We start from the raw sequence: 19,037 nt of genomic DNA, 5'->3' as shown, positions 1-19,037 counted from the left end.
GGATGAACTCCCCTTGGAAAACGCGTTCCCAAGGGGAATCATCACAAAGCCGCGATCTTATTTCAGAATGAACAGCTCTTGCAGGATGTCTCGGAGGATAGAGGCATTCATCGACACGTAATTTCCTCCCAACATTCTGGAGTGAATTCCGTACCCTTCGTACGTCATCAGTCGTTTCGTAGCCTGTGTCCAAGCGGCTTCATTCCATTTGACTGCGACTAAATCTTCCTCGCCCGATTCCAGCTCTGATTGAATGAGATGGATCGCTGCGTTCGTTGCACCCGTATTGATCAGTTGATTGTGGTACATCACGTAGTTGACCGTTTTCCGAATGAAGCTTTGCTTGACGAATTCATTGGCAGCGTACAAATTGAAGTCTTCTTGCGTCATGTTGAACATCTCGATGTTCTCTCCGATTTCGGCAAATAACTGGGCAATGTCACTTTCCGTTTCCGCCAAAGTCCTCTCCATCACCTTGTCTTTCCAGTACGAATCGAACAAGATGAGGTCGGTCACGACATATCCTTGGTTCTCCAGTTCTTTTGCGACTTCAAAAGCCAGATTGCCTCCCGAGGAATATCCCATGAGCGTATAAGGTCCTTTTGGATCAATCGCCACGATGGCCTTGATGTACTGCTCAAGTCGATTGTCTTCTTCGATGAAATCAAAGCTATGCAGGGAGACGCCCTTGATTTCGTCAGCAAGCTTCTTGTAATAGACACTTTGGGCTCCAATCGGCGTAAAGCAGAATACCTTTCTCGCCGCCTCTTCATTTAAGAGAATGGCACCAGCGGAATTGCCTTCAAAGTTCTTGTGCGTGATGAAATCCGCTACCTTCTCAATCGTTGGATGCTGGAAGATGAGGTTCAACGGCAGTTCAATCTGCATGTACTCATACACCTTTGCAACCAACAGCGTTGCTTTCAATGAATGTCCACCCAGTTCAAAGAAATGGTCAGTGATGCCGATCGGGTCTATCCCCAAAACTTCCTGCCAGATGGCAGCCAATTGATGTTCGGTCGCAGTCCTTGGTGCCACGAACTCACGAGTGGCCGCATCCGATGGCTTTGGCTTCGGCAACGCTTTGCGATCCACTTTTCCATTGGCCGAGAGTGGAAGTTGCTCCAACTGAACGAAATAGCTTGGAACCATGTAAGCAGGCAGTTCCTTCGCCAGATGCCTTCTCAACTCGGAAACGGATATCTCTGCTGCTGGGACGAAATAAGCGCAAAGATACTGTCCGGCCGTTACGTCATCCTCTTGCACAACCACCACTGCTTGATCGATGCCATCGTAAGCGAGTATCGTGCTCTCGATTTCCCCGATCTCGATGCGGTAACCTCTCACCTTCACCTGTTCATCAGCCCGGCCGATGTAATCGATCGTGCCATCTGTCCGCCATTTCACCAAGTCACCCGTTTTATACATGAGCTCCCCTGGCACAAACGGATTCGGAACGAACTTTTCTTGTGTGAGCTCCGGTTTATTCAAATAACCTCTTGCAAGTCCAGGTCCGCCGATGCATAGCTCTCCCACTACGCCGATCGGTTGCAACTGATGTTGCGTATCTACGATATAAACCTGTACATTGGCTAGCGGTCGTCCAATCGTGATATCCTGCCCTGCTTCAATCGAACGAGAGATGGTGGTGACAACGCTGTTTTCGGTCGGACCGTATTCATTGTTGATCTCGATTGCTGGATGCTTTTCTTTCGTTTTTTGCACAAGCTGCGGAGGCAGTTTCTCGCCTCCCAATGTTACGCAACGCAGAGGAGAGAAGTCGGCAGCAGTCGAGCAATCCAGAATCGCCTGGAACAGACTCGGTACACCGTAATAATGTGTAACTCCCGCCTGGGCAATCAGCTTTTTCAGCGCTACCGGATCTTTGGCTTCTTCCTCTCTCGGCAAGACGCAAGTAGCACCTCCGAGAAGCGGAGCGAACAAGCTGGCTACAAATCCATCGAAGGCAAAAGAGAATACCTGCAACGCCTTGTCTCCCGGTCTGAATCCATACTCATCTCTTCTCCACTGCAAGCAATTAACGATTCCCTGGTGCGGAATCATGACGCCCTTCGGCTTACCGGTCGTACCCGATGTATAGATCACATAGGCGAGATCGGTCGGTTGATTGAGTGATGAGAGATTGGAGCCATCCATCTCCACATCAAGCTCTGCGTTCAGATCAAGCCAGTCAAGCCCGCTCGACACGCGAGACAATAGTTCTGACAAATGAGATTGGCAGAGAAGCAGTGCTGCGTTGCTGTCCGCAAGCAGGTACTGGATGCGTTCTTGTGGATACGCTGGGTCGATTGGTACATACGCTCCGCCTGCCTTTAAAATACCGAGGATGCCAATGATCATCTCTGGTGAACGCTCCGCCATGACTGCTACCAGACGATCAGATCCGACTCCCTTGGTGCGCAGAACTCTTGCCAGTCTGTTGGCCCGCTCATTGAGCTCGCTGTAAGTCAGTGACTGACCGTTAAAGAGAATGGCTTCCTGATTTGGCGTCTTCGCGACTTGCTCTTCGAATAATTGATACAGCGTTTTGTCTTGTACATAGTCAACAGCTGTATCATTGAACTTCTCGAAAATTTGCTGCTTCTCATCCGTCGAGAGCATGTCGATTTCACTCAAGCGGATATTCGGATTTTGCACAACGATTTGGGCAATAGCCATGAAGTGGTTGCTTAATCGTTGAATTGTCTCTCTTGTAAACAAGCTTGTGCTGTACTCCACACCTATGCGAATCTCTTCACGCTCTTCTGTGGCAATCACCGTTAAATCAAATTTGGAATGGTTGCCAGCCTGATCAGTCATGAACGGAGCGAGTGTCAAGCCGCGCAATTCGATAGATTCATCCGTGGTGTTTTGCACAGTAAACATCGTGTCGAAGAGCGGATTTCTGCTTAAGTCTCGCGGAATGTCCAGTTTTTCCACCAGCTCCTCAAACGGATAATCCTGATGAGCGTAAGCATCCAATGCATTCTGCTTGACCTCCAGCAACAATTCGGAGAAGGTTTTCCCGGCATGCGGCTTGTTTCTCATCGCCAATGTGTTGACAAACATACCGACGATTGGTTCCAGATCAGCATGGGATCTGCCTGTAATCGGTGTGCCCACGATGATGTCCTCTTGCCCGGAATACTTGGAAAGCAGTACGTTGTACGTCGCGAGGAGCACCATGTACAGTGTCGTTCCCGTTTCTCGAGCCAGCTGTTTCAAGCCTTCCATGAGTTGTTTACCAGTTCCGATGGCATACTGATCCCCTGCAAAATTTTGAATGCTTGGTCGGGTGAAATCCGTTTGCAGGTTCAGCACTGGAATGTCGTCTGCAAACACTTGAGCCCAGTACTCTTCTTGCTTGTTGAAGGCATCGGATCGGAAAAGCTCCTGTTGCCATACGGAGAAGTCTTTGTACTGGATTCGCAGCTCTGGCAAAACATCCCCTTGGTACAGCTTCACCAAGTCAGACAGGAGAATGCCGGAGGATACACCGTCGGAAATGCTATGATGCATGTCGGTAAAGAGCACATGACGATCTTCTCCAATATGCAAGAGACGGACGCGAAGCAACGGCGCTACCCCCAGATCGAATGGCTGAACAAGGGATGAAAGAACCCCATGTACCTGGTCTTCTGTAATCGTTGTATACGAAAGCTCAAAAGAAACTTCCTCGTGAATCTTCTGAACAGGTTCTCCATTTACAACGGCAAAAGAGGTACGAAGACTTTCATGTCGCGCAATCAGCTGCTTGAACGCTGTCTCTAATCGTTCCGGTTCCAGCTTTCCTTCGATCAGCATAGTGGAAGGCATATTGTAGCTGATGCCGACTCCCTCGAACTGATGGAGAATATACATGCGCTTTTGAGCAGATGAAACAGGATAATACTCTTGCCCAGGTGCTGGTTGAATCGAAATGACATATCCTCTTGCTGTCTCTTCGATGTGTGCAGCCAATTGCTGAATCGTCGGTTTTTCGAACAAAGCACGAAGTGGAATATCGACTTGATATTCGTTATGCATGCTCGAAATCACACTCATCGCACGCAGGGAATGACCGCCAATTGCAAAGAAATCATCCAGAACCCCTACTTGCTCCACATTCAGCACTTGCTCCCATACGCGAGCCAATTGTGCTTCCAATTCCGTACGAGGTGCTACGTACTCCGTTGTTCTAAGCATGGATACATCTGGCGCCGGCAAGGAACGTCTGTCGATTTTCCCATTTGCGGTAAGCGGCAGCGCTTCAAGCGTTACGAAATACGATGGAATCATCGCTTGAGGCAATTCTTTCAGCAATTCCTTACGTATTTGTGCTGTGTCGATCTCATGTTCTGCGACCATGTACGCGCATAAATACTTTTCTTGTCTGTGATCCTCTCGCGCGATGACAACTGCTTCCAAGATTCCGTCCAGCTTGCGTAGCTGTGTCTCGATTTCACCCAGCTCGATACGTACACCCCTGATTTTCACTTGATGATCGTTACGACCCAGGAATTCTACATTGCCATCCGCGCGCCATTTCGCCAGATCACCCGTACGGTACAAGAGTTCACCTGGTGCGAAAGGATTCGGTACGAACTTCTCCTGCGTCAGCTCAGGTCTGTTCAAATAACCGCGAGCGACCCCTGCTCCACCGATGCACAACTCACCCACGACTCCAACAGGTTGAAGATTCAATTGTTGATCCATCACATACATCTGCATATTCGGCAGCGGTTTTCCGATCGGTACCGTTCCCGAGCGAATGGATGAGACATCTGTTTCTTCGTAATAGCTGGAATCGATGCATGCCTCTGTTACTCCATAACTGTTAACAATGCGCATCGTCTGGCTGAATCTGGCGAGCAAGGTCTTGAAGTCTTCTGCCGGACAACTGTCTGCTCCGAGAATCAGGAGCTTCATCTGACTGATGTCGAGCTTATTTTCGTAAATGTAATGCATCAACGGCATGATCAAAGCTGGCGTCGCTTCAAAAATAGTAATTTCATACCGCTTGATGATTTCGTACAAGGAAGCAGGGTCCATTTTGACCTCATTCGGGCAAATGACCAGTTGCCCTCCTGTCAGTAATGCTCTGGCAAAGTCGCCAGTCGATACGTCGAAGGCGAAGCTCGCCATTTGCAGCAAACGAACCGGGAAGGTATCCAAGTGATACTCATCCTGCCATGCAAACGCGACATTCGCATAGCTCCGGTGCTCGATCACGACCCCTTTTGGCTTGCCAGTCGTACCGGAAGTATAAATGATGTAAGCGGCATGTTCCGGCAGTGCCACAGGCTCCAGATTGCTCGCTTCTCCCTGATACAACCCCTCTTCATCCAGATAGAGAGTTTCGTACGGGAATGCAAGCTGTGTATTCATCTTTTGCAAGGTAAGGAACAGCTTCGCATCGCTATCTTCCAAAATGAATGCTTGACGCTCCAACGGATAGTCTGGATCAATCGGGACGTATGCGCCGCCGGCTTTCAAAATACCGAGCGTCCCTACCACCATGTGCAAGGAGCGGTCTACCATGATGCCGACATTGCTCTCTGGCTTGACTCCCATTTGGCGCAAAACACGTGCGAGTTGGTTCGCTTTTTCATTTAATTCCCGATACGTTAGCTGCTCATCCTCGAAGATGACAGCCACCTGGTTCGGTGTTTTTTCGACCTGCTCCTCGAATAGCTCCTGGAACGTTTTATTTGTTGGATAAGCGGCTTTTGTTGCATTGAAATCATGCAGCATTTGCTCCATCTCATCCTTTGACAAAACATTGATCTCTGCCAGCTTGCGATCTGGATTGGCAATGATCGTCTGTAGAAGATTGACGTAATGAGTTGCCATGCGGTCGATCGATTCTTTTGTAAACAACTTCGTGCAATAATTGAACTGCACGAGAAGCTCATCCTGTTGTTCCATCGCATCCAGAGCGATATCGAATTTCGCGATCTTGCCATCTACCGGATAAGCAGACATGTTGAGTCCAGCAATTTCGAATGCAGAGGAGTCCGAAAGCCCCAGACTGAACATCGTATCAAACAATGGATTTCGGCTTAAATCGCGCCGTACTTGCAACTTATCTACGAGATGTTCAAACGGATAGTCCTGATGTTCAAACGCTTGCAGCGCATTTTGTTTTACGTCACCCAAAAACTCGCGGAAGGTCAGGCTGCCTCCTGCCACATTTTTCAAGGCAAGCGTGTTGACAAACATGCCGACGATTCGTTCCACATCTGCGTGGGATCGACCTGCAATCGGTGTACCGACTACGATTTCTTCCTGTCCTGCGTATTTGGACAGCAGCACATTGTAGGCCGCTAAAAGCACCATGAACAGTGTGGAGCCCGTATTTGCAGCGAGTTGTCGTAACTCCGCAAGCAAGTGCTTTCCTGTACCGATCGCTACCGTGTCGCCTTCGAAGCTTTGAACAGTAGGTCTTGGGAAATCATTTGGCAGGTTGAGTAACGGAATCTCCCCTGCAAAGACATTCGTCCAATAATCCTCCTGTTTTTGGAAACGCTCAGACTGGGACAGCTTCGTCTGCCAAGCAGCAAAATCTTTGTACTGGATACGCATGTCAGGGAGCTGCTTTTCTTCGTACAAGCTCGCAAACTCCTTGGCGATGACTGCAAGCGATACACCATCGGAGATAATGTGGTGCATATCCATGAAGAACAAGTGTCGTTCTGCTCCCAGCTTCAACAAGTGCACCCGGAACAGCGGAGCCACCTCGAGATCAAACGGCTGAACCAACTCCTGAATGCGTTGCTCTACTTGGTCTTCTGTCGCCTCGGAAATACCGATGAGCAGCGTGACATCCTCATGGACTCGTTGCACGGGTTCCCCGTTTTTCGAATGGAAGGATGTTCGCAAGGATTCATGCCGTTTTACTAGTGTTCGGATCGCATGTTCAAATCGTTTGTAATCCAGTTGGCCATCTATGATCAACACATTTGGCACGTTGTAGCTGATCCCGCTTCCTTCAAACTCATGCAGGATGTACATTCTTTTTTGAGCGAACGAGACTGGGTAAAAGTCTGCTTGCTCTACTGGTTGGATGGTCTCGAACTGTTCAATTTCACTCGCAGTGATATAAGCAGCCAGCTCATGGATCGTAGGAGATTCAAACAGTGCTTTTAACGGAAGCTCTACCTGAAATGCTCTATGCACCTGCGTGATTACATTCATAGCCTTCAGGGAGTGACCACCCAGTTCAAAGAAGTTGTCGTGTATGCCTATCGGATGAATACCCAGAACCTCTTGCCAAATTTCAGCCAGCTTCTGCTCAGTTGCGTTTTGCGGGGCGACATATGTGGAGCTCTGTACCCGATCCCCAGATGGTTCAGGCAAAGCTCTACGATTGACCTTCCCGTTTGCCGTCAAAGGCAGTTTATCCATTTGAACATAGAAGGATGGAACCATGTAGCTAGGCAATTCTTTGGAAATAGCCTCTCTCAGCTCTGCTGCGTCGAGTTCCTCTTCTGGAACAAAATAAGCGCAGAGAGCTTTTTGGCCGTTCGTATCATCCATCACCGTAACAACAGCTTCTTTTACCTTTTCCAGATTGGTCAGAACGCTCTCGATTTCCCCAAGCTCGATCCGATATCCTCTGATCTTTACCTGTTGGTCGATACGTCCCAAATACTCAATCGTTCCATCCGCCTTCCATCTTGCCAAATCCCCTGTGCGGTACATGTTTTCACCAGAAACAAACGGATTCGGAACAAACTTCTCGGCGGTTAATTCCGGCTTGTTCAAATAACCTCTGGCTACCCCATCTCCACCTACGCACAGTTCACCTGGCACCCCGATTGGCTGCGGCTGATTGTAGCGATCCACGATATAGGCAGTGGAGTTCGTGATCGGTTTCCCAATCGGAATATTGTCTTCGAATTCCTTCTCAATCAAATAGCATGTAGAGAAAGTTGTGTTTTCTGTCGGGCCGTATCCGTTCCAAATTTCCAAAGCGGGATGGGTGCTGTTCACTTTGTTGATGTGTCTTGGCGACAGTGCTTCGCCACCGACGATTAACGCACGCAAACCTTCAAACATCGCCGGGTTGTCTTGCGAAAGCTGGTTAAACAGTGGTGAAGTTAACCACATCGTTGTAATCCGATTCTCTCGCAGGAAGCTGCCCAGCTTCTCCGCATCCAACAGAACATCCTTGCTCACGAGGAACAAGCCAGCCCCATGCAACAGAGCTCCGAAAATCTCAAACGTCATGGCGTCGAAGCCAATAGCGCCCGTTTGAATCATGCGATCTTCTTCGCGTACCTGAACGTAATTCGTATTTTTGACCAATCGGGTGACATTGCGATGCTCTACCATGACACCTTTTGGTTTTCCCGTTGAACCCGACGTGTACATCACATAGGCCAAGTCTTTGGCGTCATTGAAATTGGTCAGGTTGCTGTCATCTTCTTGCTCCAGACTCTCGTCTTCCAAAACGATTGGAATGAGACCTTCTTCGACGAGATGCAACAGATGTCTTTGAACAAGGACAACCTTCACGCCGCCATCTTCGAGCATGTAAGAAATGCGCTCACCTGGATGCTCTGGGTCAATCCCTAAGTAGGCGCCTCCTGCTTTGATGATCCCCATAATGCCTGTGATCATCTCGAGAGAACGATCTGCCAACAAACCTACAACGCTGTCTCTTCCTACTTCCAATCGGCGAAGAGCACTTGCGATCTGATTTGCTTTTTGGTTCAGCTCCCGATACGTCAGCATCTGTTCATTCATCACAACCGCAGTATGCTCGGGTGTTCTTTCTACTTGCTCCTCGAACAGCTCCTGAATCGTGCTTTCACGTGGATACGCGGCAAACGTGTTGTTGAATGCAACAGTTACAAGGTGTTTTTCTTCCTCATCGAGCAGATTGATTTCATGCAACGCCGCTGTTTGGTCCGCGATGACTCCTCGCAGCACCTGGAGGAAATGACCTGCCATTCTTTCCATCGTGTCTCTTTGGAACAATTTCGTGGAGTATACGAGCCCAAAATGAATTCCTGTCTCATCCTCATGCGCTTCCAGTGTGAGATCGAATTTGGCGTTACCTTGCTGCCCATCTCCGGAGTAGGCTTCAAATTTCAGCCCATCCAGCTCATAAGCTTTTTTGTCCAGGTTTTGCAAAATAAACATGGTGTCAAACAGTGGGTTTCTGCTAAGATCACGCTGGATTTCCAGTTTTTCGACCAACGCTTCAAACGGATAATCCTGATGGGCGTATGCTTGCAGCGTATTCTGTTTGACATCTTCCAAAAATGCCTGGAACGATTTCGTTCCTTCAGGATAGTTTCGCAAAGCTAATGTATTGACAAACATCCCCAAGACTTTTTCTACATCCGCATGCGATCTGCCGGCAATCGGCGTTCCCACTACGATGTCTTCTTGGCCGCTGTATTTGGAAAGGAGTACATTGTAAGCTGCTAACAAGACCATAAACAGCGTGGTTTGGTTCTCATGGGCGAGCTTGTATAAATCGTCCATCAGCGTTTTGTCTGTCTGGAACGTAATGCAATCTCCCTCAAAGCTTTGAACCAGCGGGCGAGAATAATCGCTGGGCAGATTCAGCACCGGAATGTCACCCGCGAAGGACTTCAACCAGTAGTTCTCGTGCTTTGTATAGATGTCTGTTTGGAATAGATCAGTCTGCCAGACAGCAAAATCTTTGTATTGAACAGTAAGCTCTGGCAAATATTCGTTTCGATACAGCTTCGAGAATTCTTCCATGATGATTCCTACAGATACCCCATCCGAAATGATGTGATGCATATCCATCAGGAAAAGATGTCGCTTCTCTCCCAATCTGAAGAGTCCGACCCTCAATAACGGAGCCTTCTCCAGATCAAATGCTTGCACAAATGATTCGATGGTTTGCTCGACCTGGTCTTCGGTCAAATCCTCATAGCTAACATCCAGTTCGACTGTCTCATGTACACGCTGAACAGGCTCGCCATTCACTGTGTGGAAGGATGTCCGAAACGATTCGTGCCGCTTGACCAGCCCTTGTATCGCGGTTTCAAAGCGTGCATGATCCAGATCGCCTTCAATAAACATCACACTTGGCATGTTATAGACTGTGCCTGTTCCTTCAAACTGGCGCAGGACAAACATCCTCTTTTGTGCAGAAGAAACGGGATAATACGCTTGCTCCGGTACAGGCTGGATCGGTATATGCGTATCTTTCCCACTTGTCTCGATATACTGTGCCAATGCCTGGATGGTAGGTGTCGCAAAGAGCACTCTGAGTGGAAGCTCGACTTGATACTCTCGATGGATCTGTGCGGCGAGCGACATGGCTTTCAAGGAATGCCCGCCTATCTGGAAGAAGTTGTCGAGGACACCGATTTCACTTAGTCCAAGCACCTGTTCCCAAATCTCCACCAGCCTGCTTTCCACTGGACTTGTTGGCGCCACATATTCTGCTCCCGTTACAGGTCTGCCTTCTGGTTTCGGCAAGGCTTTCCTGTCAATCTTTCCATTTGGAGTAAGCGGGAGATGATCGAGCTGAATCAAGTACGCAGGAATCATGTAAGACGGCAAGCTTTGTGCCAGATACGTCCACAGATTCGAGACTTCAAGCTTTTCTTCTGCCGTAAAATAAGCAGCAAGCGACGTTTGGCCCTGTTGATCTTCATGGACAATCACGACAGCCGAAGTCAGCTTTTCAAAGGAGAGCATAACCGACTCAATCTCGCCGATCTCAATCCGATATCCCCTTATTTTTACCTGTTCATCCAAGCGACCGATAAATTCAATCGTTCCGTCAGGGAGCCACTTTCCTAGATCTCCCGTCTTGTACATGCGCTCGCCTTCCAAATACGGATGAGAAACGAACTTCTCCGCTGTGAGTTCCGGCTTGTTCCAATATCCACGTGCCAAACCGTGGCCACCGATGCAAATTTCCCCGATGACGCCGATTGGCTGTAGCTGATGGAATTTGTCCACGATATAGATGCTGGTATTGGCAATGGGACGTCCGATCGTTATTGTAGAATCCAGTTGCGAAATTCGCTGCCACGTGGCGACGACACTGCTTTCTGTCGGACCGTATTCATTGGCGATGACCAGTTGCGGATTCTGCTGGTTGCTCTTCTCAACGAGCTGTGCAGATACTTTTTCGCCCCCTAGTGTGACGGTTTGCAGGGAGCTGATATCCGCAGCAGAACCGCATTCCAATATCGCTTGGAATAAACTTGGCACGCATGTCATTTGGGTGCATCTCGCAGCTGCAATGAGTTTTCTGAGAGAGACAGGGTCTTTGGCTTCTTCATCCTTCGCCAAGACGGCGGTTGAACCGGAAAGAATCGGTGTAAAGAAGGAAAGAACAAAGCCGTCAAAGGCAAAGGACAGAGGCACCAGATTTCTATCCTGGACGCTAAACTGATACTCCTCTTTTTTCCACAACACGCTGTTGACAATGCTACGATGCTCGATCATTACTCCTTTTGGCTTGCCAGTTGTCCCCGATGTATAGATGACATAAGCCAAATCGGAAGCGGATTGAATCGGCTCGAGATTCGAACGGTTGGGAGAATAGTTTTTCTCTTCCTCCAGATACAAGCATTCCACCCTCACACTAGAAGCCAGCTTAGCTCCAAGATGTTTTTGGGTAAGCACCAGACGGGCTTCGGAATCCTCCAGCATGTAGGCCACACGATCTTCTGGATATTCGGGGTCGATAGGCACATAGGCTCCACCTGCTTTCAAAATGGCCATGATTCCCACAACCATTTCTACAGAACGGTTTGCCATGATTCCTACGAATTCGTTAGCCTTTACTCCCCGTTCACGCAAGGTAACAGCAAGCTGGTTTGCTCGCTCATTCAATTCGCGATAGGACATCTGCTTATCGCCAATTTCAACCGCAGCAACCAGTGGTGTTTTGTCCACTTGCTCCTCAAACAGCTCATGTAGTGTCTTGTTCTGCGGATATTCCGTATGCGTTTGGTTGAATTCTACTAACAAGCGATGCTTTTCTTCATCAGAAAGCATCGTAATTTCGGATAAGGTAATGGTTTGTTGCTCAATAACTGCATGAAGGATTCGAATGAAATGTGCCGCTATTTTTTCAATCGTCTCTCTTGTAAATAATTTGGTGCAGTAATCAAGGCTAAAGATGATCTCCTCATCTTCTTCGTACGCCTCTAATGACAGATCAAACTTGGCCTGATTCACTTCGGCCATATAGGGTGTAAACGTCAGTTGCTCCATTTCGAAGGGCTTCTGATCCATATTTTGCAAGATAAATACGGTGTCAAATAAAGGATTGCGGCTCAGATCCCGTTGAATGTTCAGCTTATCGATCAGCTCATCCAGTGGATAATCCTGATTCTCAAAGGCTTTCAGCGTATTGTTTTTTACTTCTGCCAAAAAGCTAAGGAAGGTCTTAGCCCCCACTGGCTCGTTTCGCAATGCCAGTGTATTGACAAACATACCGATGATCGAATCCGTTTCTGCATGGGACCTCCCAGCGGTAGGCGCACCAACAATAATGTCCTCTTGTCCAGAGTATTTGGAAAGGAGTACATTGTAGGCCGCCAGCAAAACCATGTAGAGCGTAGCTCCTGTACCTTGGGCAAGTCGATTCAGTTCTTTTTTCAAAAGGGCACCGGAGCCGAAAACCAACCGCTCACCCTCGAAGCTTTTCACAGAAGGTCTCGGATAATCCGTTGCAAGATTTAATACAGGAATTTCTCCCGCAAAGGCATCGATCCAATAGGCTTCCTGAGCAGCAAACTCTTCCGTCTCGAACCATTGATTCTGCCAATGGGCATAGTCCTTGTACTGAATGTTCAGTTCTGGCAGCTCTTCCCCATGATAAAGCTGAGCAAGCTCTTGAACTAAAATGCCAATCGATACCCCATCGACGACAATATGGTGAAAATCCAGCATGAAAAGATGGCGTTCTGGAGCCAGTTTGACAAGTCCAGCGCGCATTAGTGGAGCTTTTTCCAAATCGAACGGTTGAATAAATTGCTCGACGATTTGTTTGAGCTCTCCCTCTGTTGACTCCATCAACGAGATTGCCAGCTCGACATCTTCATGTACGCGCTGAACAGTCTCTCCTTTCATGGAATGGAACGAGGTGCGCAGAGATTCATGGCGTCTCACCAAACTTTTGAGAGCTTGTTGCAAACGCTCTGTATCCAGCTTGCCATCGATGTACAAGAGGCCCGGCATGTTGTAGCTGATACCTGCACCTTCCATTTGTCGGAGAATAAACATTCTCTTTTGGGCAGAAGACAGGGAGTAATACTCCTGCTTTTGAACAGGTTCAATCGTCGTATACTTGCCTTTGCCAGCAGTAGCGATATATGCTGACAAGTCAGCAATCGTAGGCGATTCAAACAATGTTTTCAACGGCACATCTACTTGAAGGGTACGATGGATCAAAGAGATGACATTCATCGCCTTTAAGGAATGTCCGCCCAACTCGAAGAAATGATCGTGTACCCCGATTGGGTTCACGCCAAGTACACTTTGCCAAATGTCTGCGAGCGTGGCTTCCACTTCATTGCGCGGCGCTACAAACACGGCTTCAGATGAGATTGCTCCCTCAGGTTGAGGCAATGCTTTGCGATCCACTTTGCCATTTGCTGTGAGCGGCAGCTTCTCCAAATAAACAAAATAAGAAGGAACCATATAAGCTGGCAAATGGGACGCCATATAAGCTCTCAGGTCGGCTGTCTTGATTTCCCGATCGGAAACGATATAGGCGTACAGGTTGTTTTGCCCTTTTTCATCTGGACGGGCAAGGACAATAGCCGTTTTTACCCATTCATGCTGCAAAAGTCTTGCTTCGATCTCACCCAGTTCGATCCGGTGGCCTCTGATTTTGACCTGATGGTCGATGCGTCCGAGATATTCCACGTTGCCGCAGGCTAGGTACCTTACCATGTCTCCAGTGCGGTACATCCTACTCCCCGGTTCAAACGGATTGTCAATGAAGCTGGCTGCTGTCAGTTCTTCACGATTCCAGTAGCCGCGGGCCAAACCATCGCCAGCAATGCACAGTTCTCCTGGAACCCCTATAGGCTGGAGCTGGTTGCTCGCATTTACGACGTACAAACGGACGTTATCAATCGGTTTGCCAATGGGAATCACACCATACTCCGGCAAACGAGGGCAAATCCAGTATGTCGCATCAATCGTGGATTCTGTAGGACCATAGAGGTTAATCAACTGGGCCGTTTGCGTCTGGTAAAAGCGCGAAACAAGTGCAGGTGTTAGTGCTTCTCCACCGCAGAATACGCGTTGCAAGCTCGTGCAAGAGCTCCATCCCGGTTCGGTCATGATCAGGTCCAGCAAGGAAGGAACCATCTGTAAAGTTGTGATCTTCTCTTCCCTGATTATGCGAGTCATGTACTCGATGTCTCGATGTCCGTCCGGCTTTGCCAGTACCAGGCGTCCCCCCGTAATCAGCGGCAAATAAAATTCCCATACGGAAGCGTCGAAGGAAAACGGCGTTTTTTGCAGGACAGCATCTTCTGTACGCAGTGGGAAGGCATTCTTCATCCACAGCATGTGATTGCAAATCGCTTGATGCGCGATCATAACCCCTTTCGGATTTCCTGTCGATCCAGATGTATAGATGACATAGGCCAAGTCATCCCTGCCATTGACATTGTCAAGATTGGTATCGTCACCTGCATAAATCGCTTCATCGTCTACGTCGATGATTTCTCCTGCATACTCTACTGTCTCTTTCAAATGACGCTGTGTCAGTAGAATCGGAGCTTTGCTGTCGCTGAGCATGTATTGGATTCTTTCTGGCGGGTATGTAGGATCAATTGGCGTATACGCACCACCTGCTTTTAAGACAGCCAACATGCTCACGACCATCCCGATGGAACGGTCTACCATAATTCCGATCAATGTATCTGGTTGCGTTCCTTTACTCCGAAGCAAACGAGCTACTTGATTGGCCCGGGCGTTCAACTGGCGGTAGGTCAAGGTGTATCCGTTATAGGCTACAGCTATTTGATCTGGCGTAAGCACTACTTGCTCTTCAAACAATTGATGCAAAACCTGATCTGCGGAACGTTCGACAAAAGTATCGTTGACGTTCAGGATGAGAGCACGTTTTTCTGCTTCTGTCATCATGTCGATTTCTGCTAACTTGGCATTCGGCTGTGCAGGAATGGTACGCAAGATTTCCAGATAATGATGGGCCATTCTTTGGATGGTTTCTTTCTTGAACAGCTTCGTTCCAAATACGAATTGGAATTGAATGTCGGATTGCGATTCACTCGCATTCAAAGCAAGATCGAACTTTGAAATTTTGTTAAACAACTCATACGGAGCTGCTGTAAGCTGCTCGATTTGCAGTGACTGCTGATTTGCATTTTCCAAAGAAAACATGGTGTCAAACAAAGGATTTCGGCTAATGTCACGTTGAATCGCCAGCTTTTCCACCAGCTCTTCAAATGGATAATCCTGATTGTCATAGGCCGCCAGCGCATTTTGTTTCACTTCCTGCAAGAATTGCGTAAAGGTTTTGTCGCACGCAGGCTGATTTCTCATCGCCAACGTATTCACAAAGATCCCCATAATATTTTCTACGTCGGCATGGGAACGACCAGCGACAGGCGTGCCTACAATGATATCCTCTTGACCGGAATACTTGGACAGGAGCACATAATAAGCCGCGAGCAAGACCATATACAGGGTTGTTCCCGTATCTGTTGCCACCTGGCGCAAACGCTCCGTCAATTCTTTTCCTGTGTCAAAAAGCACAAGATCCCCTTCAAAGCTTTGAATGGTTGGACGCGAATAATCAGTCGGCAGATTGAGCAAAGGTATTTCATCAGCAAACGTATTCAACCAGTGGAGCTCCTGCTTCTTGTACACGTCCGTCTGGAACAGCTCATTTTGCCAGGCAGCGAAATCCTTGTATTGGAGAGGAAGAGGCTGCAAGGCTTCCCCTTGGTACGACTTGGCAAATTCACTCAGCAAAATTTGGGACGAAACACCGTCCGAGATGATATGGTGCATGTCGAGCAGGAACAAATGACGGTCTTTGCCCAACTGGACCAAGCCTGTTCGAATCAACGGAGCGATTCCGAGGTCAAAAGGACGGACGAAATCTCGCATGATCTGCTCCGCCTTGTCTTCCGTAGACTTCAGCATCAGGATTGGGATTTCTACCTCATCATGGACTTTCTGTACAGGTTCGCCATCGATACGGTGGAAGGAGGTGCGCAAGGCTTCGTGGCGCTCCGCCAGTCGTTGGACGGTGCTCGCAAAACGATCGTAATCCAGCTTTCCTTCCAGCAACATTGCACCCGAAATGTTATAGCTGATGCCACTTCCTTCAAATTGCTGAAGAATATACATTCTTTTTTGAGCAGAAGATACGGGATAAAATTCTTTGACCTCAACCGGTTGAATGGCTGTGTACTTGCTTTTCCCCGATTTCGAGATAAAGGCAGCCAGCTCGGCTACGGTCGGGTTCTCGAACAGTGCCTTTACTGGCAAATCCACTTCCAACGCTTTGGAGACTTGAAAGATGACGGTCATGGCCTTCAGTGAATGCCCGCCCAAATCAAAGAAATGATCGTGAACGCCTACTCGGCTAACCCCCAGGACCTGTTGCCAAATCTCAGCTAATTTTGTTTCCGTTTCATTCTGAGGAGCGACGTACGCTGTTCCAGTAACAACTGCACCGTCAGGCTTCGGCAATTTCTTCCGCTCTACTTTTCCATTGGCTGTCAGCGGAATTTCCTCCAGACGGACAAAGAAGGACGGGATCATGTAGGAAGGAAGCGTACTTCCCAGATACTCTCGTAGTTCAGATACGGTCAACTCCTGCTCGGAAACCATGTAGGCATAGAGCACATTTTGACCACTGTCATCCTTTTCAGCGATAACGACGGCTTCCTTGATCCATTCATGCTGCGTCAAACGCTTCTCAATTTCGCCCATCTCAATCCGATGCCCACGAATTTTGACTTGATGGTCGATTCTTCCCAAGTATTCCATATGGCCGTCGGGCAGCCATTTCGCCAGATCGCCTGTTCGATACATTTTGGTCCCCGGACGGAACGGATTATCGATGAACTTTTCCTGGGTCAGTTCTGGTCTATTGAAATATCCTTTAGCTACTCCATCTCCAGATATATACATTTCACCAATGGAGCCAACGGGTATCGGCTGCATGGAGGAATCTAGCAAATAAAGCTGGACATTGTCTGCGGGGACTCCGATTGGTACTGATTCTTGAATGGGTTTTTCTGGGTCATACAAATATATCATGCAGCCCACAACTGTTTCGGTAGGTCCATACTCATTGAAAATCTTGACATTCTGTCCAAAGTTCTCATAGATTCTCTTCGCCAATTGAGTTGGCAAGTTCTCACCACCGACAATAAACCGTCTGATGCTGCTCTTCCAGCCGTCTATTTCTTCAATCAGCTTCAGATGAGTGGGTGTCAGCTTGATGATTCCCACTTTATTGTCTTGGATGATGTCTAAAATGACCTGTACCTTGTCTGCTCCTCTGTAAACATAGATGGTGTTGCCCGAAATAAGTGGTGTGAAGATCGAGGTGACGGTCAAATCAAATGAAATGGAAGAGTAGAGCGGAAAGTCTACAGCTTCACCCTCGACATACACCTTGTTAGCCCACCAAATGTAATTGACCAGACCTTGATGGGTAATCATCGCACCTTTCGGATTCCCAGTGGAGCCAGACGTATAGATCATGTAAGCCAAATCATCAGGTGTGCACTCGGTAACAAGATTCGTGCTGTCACCTTCATACAAGGAGGGATTGTCGAGATAAAGGATATCCCCTTTAAACTCGATTTTTTCTTGAAGCTGAGACTGCGTTAAGAGAATCGTCGTTTGACTGTCTTCCAATAAATACTGAATTCTCTCTATCGGATACTCTGGATCAATCGGCAAATAGGCTCCGCCTGACTGTAAGACTCCCAAGATTGCCACAATCAACTCCAGCGAATGCTCCGCCATAATCGAGACGATGCTGCCTTGGGTAATTCCTCTCTCGCGAAGAGCTCTGGCCAACTTGTTCGAACGTTCGCAAAGCTCCTGATATGTAAGGCTTTCATCCCCGCAGACAGCCGCTATTTTATTTGGCGTTTGGCCTGCTTGCTCTGCGATGAGCTCAAAAATCATTTTGTCCCGCGGATATTCAGCTGCTGTGTCGTTATAAGCTACCAGCAATTGCTGTTTTTCCTCATCTGTGATGATCCCGATATCTTGAAGCAGCACATCAGGGTTGTGAATGACTTGGTCGATGACGGTTTTCAAATGGCCTTCCACTCTGTCTACGAATGCCTGCTCATAAACCGCTGCATTATAGCTCAACTTCACATACAATTCGTTCCAAGGTGCGATAGCTACTACTACGTTAAAATCATAGGAGGTCTGCTCTTCTCCGTTTTCAACAGTGAACTGAAAACCTAGGGAATCCTCCATGTGCTTCAAGGAATTATCCGGGTAGTTTTCAAACGTCACCAAATGATCAATCAATTCCTGCTTCAGTTGTGTTTTACTCTGAATCTCATAAAGAGGGGCAAAATCATAGGCAGCAGACGACAAGGCCTGCTTTTGAACAGTCTTAAGCAGCTCGCTGAACGATTGCTGTCCGTTCGTTTGGATTCGAGTTGGAATCGTATTAATGAACAAGCCAACCATGCTCTCAATGCCTTGGATCTGGGGAGGACGACCAGATACAACAGAACCGAATACAATATCGTCCGAATTTTTGTACTTGCTCGCCAAAATGCCCCAGAGGGATTGAACTACACTGCTCATAGTGGCCTGATTTTGATTGGCAATTTGCATCAATTGCTGCGTCTTCTCAGGAGATATGGTGAAATGAGAATCGATATGCAGATAAGCACGATCCTCCGCCACATGCTTCTTCTTGGGGAAATCAGCCTGATGGTCAAAGCCTTCGAGGTAGTTTTCCCAGTAAGTGAGCGCCTCCTCTTTGTTTTGCTTATCCAGCCATTTGATGTATTCGCTATATGGTTTGGTTGCTTCCCGTGGAATTGGCTCCCCTTTATAAAGGGCCGCGT

General features: G+C 48.0%; 1 protein-coding gene. It reads right to left on the bottom strand.

What is annotated here, in order from left to right; genetic code table 11:
- Window positions 1-57 precede the first annotated feature (57 nt).
- A partial coding sequence (locus C7R91_RS09435) for a non-ribosomal peptide synthase/polyketide synthase (RefSeq protein ID WP_106786181.1) occupies window positions 58-19,037 on the bottom strand: 18,980 nt, incomplete at its 5' end.

Origin of the sequence: Brevibacillus formosus (genome assembly GCF_003013405.1) — a bacterium.
Classification (GTDB): Bacteria; Bacillota; Bacilli; order Brevibacillales; family Brevibacillaceae; genus Brevibacillus; species Brevibacillus formosus.
The sequence above is the reverse complement of the archived record's forward strand: the minus strand, read 5'-3'. Positions and strand labels throughout refer to the sequence as shown.